This window comes from Kitasatospora sp. NBC_00039, from assembly GCF_045160625.1.
Classification (GTDB): domain Bacteria; phylum Actinomycetota; class Actinomycetes; order Streptomycetales; family Streptomycetaceae; genus Kitasatospora.
The window spans coordinates 719376-730954 of record NZ_CP108290.1; the positions used below are offsets into that span (position 1 = coordinate 719376).

The 11579-nt window shown below is 70.1% G+C and carries 9 protein-coding genes and 1 pseudogene; 9 read left to right on the forward strand and 1 reads right to left on the reverse strand.

What is annotated here, in order from left to right; all coding sequences use genetic code 11:
• The first annotated feature begins 170 nt into the window (after positions 1 to 170).
• The 4 genes from OG286_RS39320 (at position 171) to OG286_RS39335 (ending at position 5178) form a co-directional block, all read left to right on the forward strand.
• Positions 171 to 2021 (forward strand): reprolysin-like metallopeptidase, encoded by a 1851-nt coding sequence (locus OG286_RS39320; RefSeq protein WP_331742315.1) that lies wholly within the window; start codon positions 171 to 173, stop codon positions 2019 to 2021.
• A 205-nt stretch (positions 2022 to 2226) separates the two neighbouring features.
• Positions 2227 to 3318, forward strand: coding sequence for a vWA domain-containing protein (locus OG286_RS39325; protein WP_331742318.1), 1092 nt, complete (start codon positions 2227 to 2229; stop codon positions 3316 to 3318).
• Positions 3319 to 3493: 175 nt separating this feature from the next.
• Entirely contained in the window at positions 3494 to 4777 is a 1284-nt protein-coding gene (locus OG286_RS39330) for an NAD(P)/FAD-dependent oxidoreductase (protein ID WP_331742321.1), read from the forward strand.
• Positions 4778 to 4818: 41 nt separating this feature from the next.
• Positions 4819 to 5178, forward strand: a complete 360-nt coding sequence (locus tag OG286_RS39335; RefSeq protein ID WP_396322085.1) for a hypothetical protein — start codon at positions 4819 to 4821, stop codon at positions 5176 to 5178.
• 329 nt (positions 5179 to 5507) lie between these two features.
• Here the strand turns inward: OG286_RS39335 and OG286_RS39340 are convergent, their stop codons facing one another.
• Positions 5508 to 6353: a helix-turn-helix transcriptional regulator gene (locus OG286_RS39340; RefSeq protein ID WP_331742327.1), complete on the reverse strand. Its 846-nt coding sequence runs from the start codon at positions 6351 to 6353 to the stop codon at positions 5508 to 5510.
• A 151-nt stretch (positions 6354 to 6504) separates the two neighbouring features.
• Between OG286_RS39340 and OG286_RS39345 the strand changes: the two genes are divergently transcribed.
• The 5 genes and pseudogenes from OG286_RS39345 to OG286_RS39365 all read left to right on the forward strand — a co-directional run.
• A complete protein-coding gene (locus OG286_RS39345) occupies positions 6505 to 7215 on the forward strand; it encodes an alpha/beta hydrolase family protein (RefSeq protein WP_331742330.1) in 711 nt (236 codons plus the stop codon).
• Positions 7216 to 7662: 447 nt separating this feature from the next.
• The gene (locus OG286_RS39350; protein ID WP_405366107.1) at positions 7663 to 8412 is read left to right on the forward strand and encodes a DUF4328 domain-containing protein; all 750 of its coding nucleotides are present in this window, start codon (positions 7663 to 7665) and stop codon (positions 8410 to 8412) included.
• Positions 8413 to 8913: 501 nt separating this feature from the next.
• A complete protein-coding gene (locus OG286_RS39355; RefSeq protein WP_331742335.1) occupies positions 8914 to 9459 on the forward strand; it encodes a GNAT family N-acetyltransferase in 546 nt (181 codons plus the stop codon).
• A 579-nt stretch (positions 9460 to 10038) separates the two neighbouring features.
• Positions 10039 to 10731, forward strand: coding sequence for a phosphotransferase (locus OG286_RS39360; protein ID WP_331742339.1), 693 nt, complete (start codon positions 10039 to 10041; stop codon positions 10729 to 10731).
• Between the two features lie 129 nt (positions 10732 to 10860).
• Positions 10861 to 11321, forward strand: a pseudogene (locus OG286_RS39365) (peptidase S12); the annotation flags it as partial.
• Positions 11322 to 11579: the final 258 nt, after the last annotated feature.

Sequence of the window (11579 nt, forward strand, 5' to 3'; positions counted from 1 at the left end):
CCGGTGTCGAGCGCGGCGCCCCGCCCGGGCTGATCCGACGGCACCCGGACAACACGCCGGTGCTTGCAGTGACGAGACCTCGTGCAACCAGCCTGTGGGATAGTTCCGGGGCCGTGAGCGTCCTGAGCACCAGACCCGGCCACGGCTACCACGCATGATGGAGCCCGATCGTGCCTGTCGTCCGAACTGCCGTCATTCTCCTCGGCCTCCCGGCAGGGCAGCCGCTGAACCTTCGCGGTGACGCCCCCTGGTACGTCTCCTACTTCTTCAGTCCGACACACGGTCAGGCGTCGTACTGGCTCAAGCAGACCGACAACGAGGTACTGCTCACCGGTGAGGTGTTCGACTGGGCGTTCATCGACGACCCCGCTCCCGACCTGTCCACGCGCCGCAAGACGCTCGATCGGGCGATCCGGGCGATGGAGGACAGCCGGGGCGTCGACTTCTCACCGTTCGACGTCGTCGTCGTGGTGCTGGGGCTGAGGGACGGCTACCCGTCCAACGGCGGGTCGGACGTGGCGACCTCCCGTCACCGGCAGCACCACGGAATCGTCACGCGGGTGAACGACCGGTTCGACTTCGTGGCCCACGAGTTGGGTCACGCACTCGGCTTGACCCACTCCTTCGGCGACCCCGCCTTCAAGGATCCCGGGGAGGACTACGGCGGCTACGCGCACCCGTACTGCATCATGAGCGCGATGGCCTACGGAGGCATCGGCAGCTCCTACCTCCCGGCCACGCCACGAGACAACCGGCCCGAGTACTCGGGGCTCGGCCCGAGCCTGAACGCGACGACCGCGCTGGGCCATGGGTGGATCCACGGGCACACCTACGATCCGGCCACCGCGGGCGCCGCCGAGTTCACCCTGCGCAGCCGGCACTGGCTCGGCCGGGACACCGCTCTGCCTCCGCAGGCGGTGGAAGTGCTGGCCCCTGGCGGGCGGAACTACGTCATCGAGTACCGGGAGAACGCCGACTGGGACCAAGGCCAGGGCACGCCGGCGCTGATCGTCGCGCAAGGCCGCGGCAGTACCGGTGATGCGCACTACCCCGGTACCTTCGCGACGACGTACCTGGCGCTGCGCCGTCTGCCGATCGCTTTCGGGTCGTGGGGCGGCGTCTACAACGGTCCGGGTTTCGGCATGGCGGTGATCGCCCGGTCCCCTGCCGATCACACGGTGACGGTCCGTCTCCGTCCGGGAAGGGTCCAGCCGGTCGAGATCGCGTTCACGGATCACGTGGAGACCCTGCGCGAGGACGAGGCGGGGGCGGGCGAGACCACCTGGGCGCCGGGCGAGAAGTTGTGTGTCGTGGGCACCTGGGACTACCGCGAGCTGGCCAACACCCAGGAGGCCGTGGTCGAGGCGAGCTACCCGCCCGCGGACGTACCCGTGACCGTGGCGTGGACCGTCGACGGCACGCGTCTGAAGGGGCCGTCCGGGCAGCTGCTGCTGTCGAAGCAGGTGCAGGTCGCCAACCCCAGGCTCGACACACAGGAGGACATCCGTCCGGTCGTCGTGTCCTACACGATCGAACTCCTGCCCGCGGGGGCACGCCTACGGCTGGCCAACCGTCCCGCCGACGAGACGTTCGAGCTGGACGTCCACGCGACGGTGTCGACGTCGTTCGGCGAGGCCGGCGATCAGGCGTGGGTCGAGTTCCGCGGCCGGGAGTACCGGTACCCGCCGGAGTTCGACCGGACGCGCGACTCCTGTCTCCAGAACTTCATCGACATCGGTCGCCGTTTCTCCAAGTACAAGGTCCTGCTGCCACCGGATCTGTGGCGGCGAGTCAGGCCGGACCGCGTCGATCAGGTGCAGCGGCTGACCGACGTCCTGGCGTACCTGCACACCGAGCGGGACGAGGCGGCCTACCGGCAGGCAGTCGGCGAGCTCGCGACACTGGTCAACGACGCGAGCGTTCGTCCGGCACCGGTCGAACTGGACTCGGTGGCCCCCGTGACGATCCCGGACGGGCCGCTCGCGCCGCCGGGCCACGAGGTCCTTCCCTGGTCGACCTGACCGGGCCCCGGAGATCAGCCGCACCCTTTCGGCGCCGTCCTGCCGAACCCGACAACCACCTCCCTGCGTCAGACTCCGACACCGGTCATGGGGCCCATGAAACCCCAGGTCGGACCGTCTGTCAGTGCCGCCTCGTAGTGTGGGATCAACGTTGGAGGGGCGCCGGAAAAGGCGTCGAAAAGGGCGTTGGAACAGGGGTAGAGGCATGTCGGTGAACAGGATCAAGCACAAGGTCAACCACGTTTCGCTCGTGGTCGACAAGTCCGGCTCGATGCGCCAGCACGAGGCGCAGCTCGTCCGCGTGGTGGACGAGTTCGTGAAGGGCCTTCAGGAGGAGTCCGACCGGCTCGGCCACGAGACCCGCATCAGCCTCTACGCCTTCGATCACGAGGTGCAGAACCTGGTCTGGGACATGGACGTCAAGCACCTGCCGTCCCTGCGGGGCCTCTACGCGGTCGACAACGGTGCGACGGCGCTGATCGAGGCGGCCGTGAAGTCCGTCGACGACCTGAAGAACATCTGGGAGGGGTACGGGGAGCACTCCTTCCTCCAGGTCGTCGTCACCGACGGCGAGGAGAACGCCTCGGGCTGTTCGGAGAGCGGCCAGATGCACACCCGCATGGCCGGTGGCAAGGGCACCGCGGTGCTGCGCAGCTGGATGGACCGGATCCAGGGTGCCATGGACGACCTTCCCGACCACTGGACCTCGGCGATCCTGGTCCCGAACTCCCTGGCCAAGCGCACCGCTCAGGAGTACGGCTTCCCGGCGGGCAACATCGCGATCTGGGACGCGGATTCCAGCAAGGGCGTCGAGGAGGCCATCGGCACCGTCAAGGCCGCTGCCACGAGCTTCCTGCGGGGCCGTGAACAGGGCGTGCGTGGCACCAGGAACCTGTTCGCCATGGGCCAGGATCTGAACACGGCCGAGGTGAAGGCCAATCTTGACGCCCTGGACACCGGCAAGTACATCCTGATCCCGGTCGACCAGCAGATGCCGATCCGCGACTTCGTCACCAGCGCCGGGCACGCGTACAAGAGCGGCTGCGCCTTCTACGAGCTGTCCAAGCGCGAGAAGATCCAGGGCGGCAAGCAGCTCGCCGTGGCGGAGAAGGACCCGGCCACCGGCCGGATGACGGGCAGGGTGTTCTCGGGCCCGGCGGCCCGCCGGCTCCTCGGCCTGCCGGAGTCGGAGGTCACGGTGAAGCCGGGTGACAACCCGTCGTACACCGTGTTCGTCCAGTCCACGTCCGTCAACCGGAAGTTGGTGCCGGGTACCAAGCTGCTTGTCACCCTGTAGCAGGGGGCTGCGGGGTTCGACGGGAGGCACCCGGGCCGAACACGCGGCGGGAGGCGACGGCGGCCTGATCGCACATCATCCGATCCATCACCCTTGACAACCGTTCATGTTCCTGACAGCACTGGCGGTGCACCTCCCACGAACGGCACCACACCCCGAAGGGAGCGATCAGCGCATGACCAAGCCTGAGAGCGCGGGATACGACTACGACGTCGTCATCAGCGGAGCCAGCCTCGCCGGCAGCGCCGCGGCGATACTGCTCGCTCGACGCGGTGTCCGCGTCGCACTGCTGGAACGCCGGTCGGACCCGGACGCGTACAAGGTGCTCTGCACCCACTCCCTCCAGGCCGGCGCGTACCCGGTGCTGGACGAACTCGGCCTCGTCCCCGCTCTCGAGGAGGCGGGAGCCGTCCGCAACGAGGCCCGCTGGTACACCCGCTGGGGGTGGATCGAGCCGAGGGCGGCGCCGGCGGGCCCCGAACTGCCGTACGCGTACAACATTCGGCGCAGCACCCTCGACCCGTTGATCAGGTCCCGCGCGGCGCAGACCCCTGGTGTCGATCTGTTCCCCGGTCACCAGGTCACCGGGCTGGTCCGTGAAGCCGGGCGAACCGTGGGGGTGCGCGCGTCGACACAGAAGGGCGGGCGTGAGATCCGGGCCCGGCTGGTGGTCGGCGCCGATGGCAAGGACTCGGCCGTGGCGAAGTTCGCCGGAGTGCCTGCTCGGCTGCACGACAACGCGCGGTTCGGCTATCTCGCGCACTTCCGCGATCTTCCGCTGCACGGCGGTATCGGTCAGACCTGGTTCCTCGAGCCCGACATGGCGTACGCGTTTCCCAACGACGACGGGGTGACGGTCATCGCGGTGCTCCCGGACAAGCGACGGCTGCCGGCCTTCCGGGAAGACCTGGAGGGCAGCTTCCTCGAATTCGTCCGCGCCCTGCCCGAGGCGCCGCCCGTGGACTCCGCCGAGCGCATCACGAAGATCATCGGCACCGTCGACTACCCGCTTCACAGCCGCAAGCCGACCGCCCCGGGTGTCGCGTTGATCGGCGACGCCGCCCTGACCGGCGACCCCCTGTGGGGAGTGGGATGCGGATGGGCCCTGCAGTCCGCGCAATGGTTGGCCGAGACGGTCGCCTCGGCCGCAACCGGTCGGGGTGACCTCGACAGGTCGCTCGCGGTGTACGCCCGCACGCACCGGCGCCGGCTGCGCGGTCACCAGTACCTGGCCGCCGACTTCGCCAAGGGCCGTCCGTTCAATCCCCTGGAGCGGCTCATGTTCTCGGCCGCAGCGCGCGATGAATCGATGGCGCGGCACATGTATCGCTTCGCATCCCGCCTGATAGGCCCGCTGCGATTCCTGAACCCCATGGCACTGGCCAAGGCTTCGGCCGTCAACCTCAGGCACAGGGGGGCCGCCGTGCCACCAGCGCACCTGTCACACACAGGGTCGTGACCGGCTTCCGTCCCGGAACCGCCCCGGCATGCCTCCTCACTATGATCACCGATCAGGCGGGGAACTCGATGGCAGCAGCGGCGGCCGATGTGCGAGCCTTCTTCTCCCCGATGCCGGTCGAGAAGACTCCGATGAACCACGACGACGCCCTCAGGCAGCTGAGCCACATCGCGCGAGAGAGGGCATTCGGCAAGCACGTCGGGTCCGACCGGCTCGTCCAAGCAGGGCTGAACGCGCTGATTGCCGGGGTCGAGAGCCCCTCCCTCGCGGACCGGGAGAAGTCGCTGCCGCGCAGGCTCTCCCAGAAGTACCTCGGCGAGGACCCGCCGGCCGAGCCGGACGAGGTGCTCCGGCTCATCGTCCGGGTGACGCCGCAGAAGATCACCGGCTTCGCCGTCTGAGCGCCGCGGCCGCCTGCGTCAGGGGTGGGCTCGGCCCGATCAGGAGCGGATCCTGCCGGTGGTCACGGCCACGTCGGCGCCTTCCCGCGTTCGCCCCGACAAGCACTGGCTACACCGACCTCGCAGGTCCGGGTTCCGTGGCCCGTCGGGGGAGTCGGCCGGATATCTGTCGGCCCGTTGAATCCGTCTCTGACAGTGAATCCCGCGAATTCCTGCCAACTGGTGGGAATTCGCGGGATCCGGGCTCACCCGGGGCGAGGGCCCTCACGGCGGCCTGCGCCAGGCATCGTCCGGTCGCCGGCCACTGTCGTCGCGGGTGCGAGTACGCATCACCCCGAGGACTTGACCGCCGTCGGGAGTCGAGATGCGTGGGCGGTGGTCTGGCGACCGGTTCGGTAGCGGCCCGGGGTCGTTCCGATGATGCCGGTGAACGCTGCGATGAAGCTGCTGGGGTTGGCCCATCCGCAGGCGTAGGCGGTGTGGATGGTGTCGTGGCCGTCGGCGAGGAGCACGAGAGCGTGGTAGATGCGTAGGTGCGTGCGCCACTGATAGAAGGTCATGCCGAGTTCGTTGCGCAGCAGTCGGCTGAGGGTGCGGGTGCTGGCTCCGATCGTCTTCCCGAGTTCGGCCAGCGTGGCGTTGTCCGCCGGCTTCTCGTACAGCATCCGGGCGATGGCCTGCAGTCGGTCGTCCCGTGGCTCCGGCAGGTGCAGTGGCTGTTCGTGTGCTTCGCGGAGTTCGTCCACGAGGACGCGGAGGAGGCGAGAGCGCGCGGAGCGGCTGTAGCCGGACGCGGCGTCGTCGTAGTTGCGGGGGCCGGTCAGGGCGAGCAGGACCTCGCGGGCGAGGCCGGAGGCCAGGAAGACGGCGGGATGGTCGGGTAGGAGCCGGGCGAGGGATGGCGTGAGGAAGACGATCCGCATGTCGGTGTCGCCGTGAGCGCGGTGGCAGTGCGTGAACCCGGTGGGGGTCCAGGCGACCCGGTTGGCGGGAACGATCGACGTGCCGTGCTCGGTGTGAACCGCCAGGACGCCGCCGGCTGCGTATACCAGGTGCCCCCGTGCGTGCGACTGTGCTGCGCTGGTTTCGCCCGACGGCCAGAGGTGGCGCCCGCCGGACGGCCACACATGGGACGTCACACCGGTGTGCAGGCGAGGTTGGCGGCGAACGGGCATCAGTTGGCATCCTACCGGTACCGCGCCACACCCTGATCTGGTGACACTTCTTCCATGCGGAGCGGTCGTCGGTCGCGCAGGCCACCCGACCGGACCCCCTGGCATCGAGGCAGCGTGCCTCGATGCCGCGGATCGAGAGAAGGAGAAACGCATGGCGACCTTCGTCCTCGTGCCCGGCGGTTGGCACGGCTCCTGGTCGTTCGAGGCGGTGGTTCCGCTGCTGGAGGGTGCCGGTCATGCCGTTCACGCCCTGACCCTGACCGGTCTGCGGCCGGACGACGACAACGCGACGGTCGCGAGCGCCAACCTCGACACGCACGCCGACGACGTCCTGCGGCTCCTCGATCGCGCCCACATCACCAGCGCGACGCTCGTCGGCCACAGTTACGGCGGCATGGTGATCGCCGCGGCCGCCGATCGAGCCGGCGGCCGGATCTCGCGTCTGGTGCATCTCGACGCCTACGTACCGCGCGACGGCGAGTCGTGCTGGTCGTCGACGACCGAGCGCTACCGGGAGGTGTTCGCTGCCGGCGCCGCGACCACCGGCTACGCCGTCCGACCGCCGGACGGCGGCGATCCCCGCCGCCGTCCCCATCCCCTCGCCTCGTTCTTGCAGACGATCCGGCTCACGGGCGCGCTCGCCCGGGTGCCCCGCCGGGAGTTCGTCTACTGCTCGGGATGGGAGGACCGGACGCCGTTCGCCGAACTCCGCACCCGACTGCAAGCCGATCCCGAGTGGCAGGTCCACGACCTCCCAACCGGCCACGACGCCATGCATGAGGCCCCGGAGGCGGTCGCTGCACTACTGCTCGGCGAGTGCACCGCGGATGCCTCGACGCACACACGACAGGCCTACCGCTGAGGGTGGCGCATCATCTTGACGTGCCGTCAGCACCGAAACCCCCACCCAGGCAGGGGGCTTGATCGTCACCGATCGGTCGGCCAACCGAGCGACTGGCCCGGCCGGTTCGGAAGGGGGACGCCGTGTCCTGCGGGAGCGTCCGGGCCGGGGCGTGGCACAGAGGGCTGGGGGCGGGTTCAGCAGGCACAGGCACTGCCTGGCCAGTCCGGCACAGCCGGCGGAGCCGGCCGTGGGTGGCCACCGTCCGCCGTCGCCGTCCACAGCGCTGGGTGGCAACGAACCACGCCCCGGTTGGGGATGTGTCGGACATCTGGCAATAAGGCCTCTGGCCTGCGACTTTCTTGGTGGCGGCGGCGCGTTGGCAGCGCTAGGGTCATGCCCGCCCGGGGACTTGACCTCGGCGTTCTACGTGAGGGTTACCGACTGATGTCCTGTCTGGTTTGTAGGGTGCGTCCGAGTCTGGGGGCGGACGGACGGTGCTTCGCCTGCGCCGGTGCGTACCGGTCACCGGCATCGCTGGGGACGGCAACCTCGGTTCTGCTGGGGGTCAACGGCGCGCTCGCGCTCGCCGTGGCAGTGCTGGACGTGGTCGACTACTCGTCGGTCGGGGCGCTGGCGGGCGGCACGACCGACACGGCCGACGATTCCCTCGACACCATGCTTGCACTCTCAAACGCTCTGAACGTGCTCTCGGTGACCGTCCTGGTCGCGACGGCCGTCCTGTTCATCATCTGGCTCTACCGCGTGCGCGAGAACGCCGAGCTCTTCGCCCCGGGCACCCATCAGCACGGCAAGGGCTGGGTGATCGGCGCATGGTTCACGCCCATCGTGTGCCTCTGGTTCCCGTGGCGGATCACGGTGGACTGCTGGCAGGCCAGCGCGCCCGTCACCGGCCCCTACGGTGAGCGGCAGATTCTCTCCCAGGGCCTGCTGTCGTCCTGGTGGACGGCCGGGATCGGTGGGCTGATCCTCAATCGGATCACCGCGGCGTCCGTGGGCGCCGCCACCGTGGCGAGCGGAGACGTCGACACCGACGTCGCGGCTGTTCAGACCTCGCTGGTGCTGGAGATTGCGGAGAGCGCCTTCACTCTCGCTGCTGCCGTCCTGGCAATCCTGGTCGTGCGCCGGCTGAGCGCCATGCAGGATGCCCGCGCCGGGCTGACCGCCCCGGTGCCGGCCGCGATGATGACAGTCTGAGAGCCCTGACGCGGCCCCTGGCACCTTGCAGAGCAGAGGGTCAGGGCTTGCGGCGTTGCTCGGGCCTGGCCCGGATGGGCCTCGACAACGCGCGTCCGGACGGGCGGCACCGCCGCAGCCGGGCCAGGCCCCGCTCGTGCGCAACCGCGGTCTCGCCGCCGTCGAGGTCGGTGGTGGTGACCACGTGGATGCCGGGCAGGAGAGCGGCAACCGGCGTGCCCGGCCCCGTGCACCGCGGCGTCGACGAGGTCGGCTGCCGCTTCCCGGTCGAGTACGTGAGTTTCGCAGCACCAGCTATCGAGAGTTTCTCGTCCACCAGGACTACCTGCAAGGAAGCGCCGGGGCCAGGCCCTGTCCGGCGGATCTTCCCGGGCGAATGCAACTGGTTCTCCTCGGAGCACGTCTCGATGTTCGGCGACGTCAGAAGTCGCTGCCTGCCGTGGTCGTACGAGGTCGAAACGTGTGGTCGAGAGGATCAGGAACCGTTCCGTGTCGGATGAGATGACAGTGCACCCCGTCCCCCGGCCAGCTGCCCCGATCAGCACCGAGCGGCTCGTGCTCCGCCAGTCCGAAGCCCGGGACCGTGCGGCGTTCATCGAGCTGTTCGCCTCGCCGGAGGTGGGCACCTACATCGGCGGCTCTCGACCGCGTGATGAGCTCGAGCGCGCGGTGCCCGAGGTGCCCGGGCGGCGGCCCGGCCTCTTCGTGATCGAGCTCGGCGGAGCGATGATCGGTACCGTCGAGCTCAACCGGCGCGACTCGGAACACCGGAGTCATGTCCGTCCGCATGCCGGGGAGGCCGAGCTCGGCTACCTGTTCCTGCCAGAGGCGTGGGGACGCGGGTACGCCGCCGAGGCGTGCGCGGCGGCGCTCGGCTGGTTCGCCGACGCGCTTCCCGGCGAGCCGGTGGTGCTCTGCACCCAGACCGCCAACGAACGCTCGATGCGCCTCGCGGCGAGGCTCGGGTTCACCGAGCTGCAACGGTTCGAGGAGTGGGGTGCCGAGCAGTGGTTCGGCGCGTGGTCCCCGGTCACGCCACCCGCTTGAGCCCGTGCTCGACGGTGCGGATCCACCAGGCCACCGATCAGTCGTCGGCTTCGGCACGCCACTTGACCACGTGGAGCAGGTGGAGCACGTCGGAGGGGAAGCGAAGGACGGACGGGCGATGTCAGTCGCGCTGCGCGCGGTACCTGGAAGATCCACGGCGCCGGCGGGACAACAAATCGAGACCGCCGCGCAGTGGACCCGCTCTCACGATTGCCGAGGCGTGCACCGACGCGCCACCGTTCACCGCCGCGCGGCCGCCCGTGCGCGGGTCCCACTGGGTCCTGCCGCTGGAGGGCGTGGCGTGCTCGGCGCCGTGGCGGGCGGTGGCACGATTCCGTGCTCTTCTCCGTGCTCCGCGCGGAGCGGTCCGGCGGCGAACTGATGCGAGAGCAACACGGTGATCGACCTGACGAGACTTCGGGGTCGCTTCACCTTGCGGCTGAGTGATCACGGATTGGGCCAGGGGCGGATCGAGGCCAACCGTCATGGTGCCGTGGAAGACGTAGGCACGCGAGCGCGTGACCACGGCTCGGGGGTATCGGGGGCTTCAGTCGGTTCCGGGTGCTGAATGATGGTCGGATGCAACCGATGCGGCACGGGTACACCAATGATACGGCGGGCGACGGCGAAGTCGTGGTGAAGCGGTACCGCGGGCCGGACCGCGAACTGCGTCTCGCGCGCGAGGCCGGACTGCTGCGCGAGCTTCGCCGGCAACTGCCGGTGGCGCCGGTGCGCGCAGCGGGTGCAGGCACGCTCACTCTGGGATTCATGGCCGGCGAGCTCGGCCAGGACCTGGTGGACGCCGGGCGGGCGACAGCGGCGCTCGGTGCCTGCGGAGCCGTGCTGCGGCGCATCCAGCAGGTCGACCCCGTTCTGCTCCGCAAGGTCCCGGGGATGCTCGGTGCCGGCGAGGACGAGACGCAACAGGTGCTGGTGCACGGCGACTTCGGCCCCAACAACCTCCTGCTCGACCCGGGGACCTTCAAGGTCAACGCGGTCCTCGACTGGGAGTTCGCCCACCTCGGGGCCCCGGTGGAGGACCTCGCCTGGTGTGAGTGGATCATGCGTATGCACCACCCCGGGCAACTGGCGGCGCTCGACGCCTTCTTCGACGCCTACGGCCACCCGGTGCCGCCGTGGCCGCTTCGCCGGCAGGCGATGCTGGACAAGTGCGAGGCGCTGCGCACCTTCTGCGAGCGGCAGGAGGCCGGGGGAGCGGGCGCGCGACTGTGGCAGGAGCGGGCCGAAGTCACCGCGGAATGGCGCGAGTAGCCGGGGTGGCTACCGAGCTACCGAACCGGCGCGCCGGACACCGTCCCCACAACATCCTTTGGGGCTCTGCCCGCCCGGGCGCGAGGCGGAAATCAGGCTGCTGCCTGCAGCGAGTCACGCCTCCCGGGGTCGGCGGCCTCCGGCTACCGGCTGCCCGAGCCCTACCTGCACGGCTACGCCGTCCCGCCGGACGGCCCACTGCAGGACGTCAGCTCCCTGTTCGGCGCCTCGGGTGCCTGGGCGTCGGGCGGCCTGGTGTCCACCCCGAAGGACTTCAGCACGTTCACGGCCGGGTACGCGGGCGGCTCGCTGATCAGCGACTCTACCCGCCGCCAGCAGCGGACCTTCGTCGCGGGCGCCTCCGAGCCGGCCGGCCCCGGAGCCAACCGCGCCGGGCTGGCGATCTTCGAGTGCCGCACCTGGTGCGGTGTGGTGTACGGGCATACGGGAAACACCGCGGGTTACTCGGCGTGGGCACCCCGGACGGCCGCCGCAGCCTCACCGTCTCCGAGCAGGGGAACCAGACCAACAACCCGAACCTGCTGGAGCACCTGCGCGCCGTCGAGGAGGACTTCGTCTGCGCCCTGCTGGCCGACTGGCGCCGCCGGGCGGGACCTGCGCCGGATCCCCGGCGCGCGCCGCCCACCTGCGTCCTCTCCCTTGCCGCCGACAGCGGAGCGCGCCACCCCTCGGCCCTCAGGCCACCGCCACCGGGGGGCGCGGCAGCCGGGACGACCGGCCCGGCCTGCGGGCCGGGCGGGTCACTCGACGGGGGTGCTCCGGCGGGCGGTGGCGGCCCGGGTGGCGGAGGCTGACGTGGACGTGACCGCGTGTGGTGAGGGTGGTGT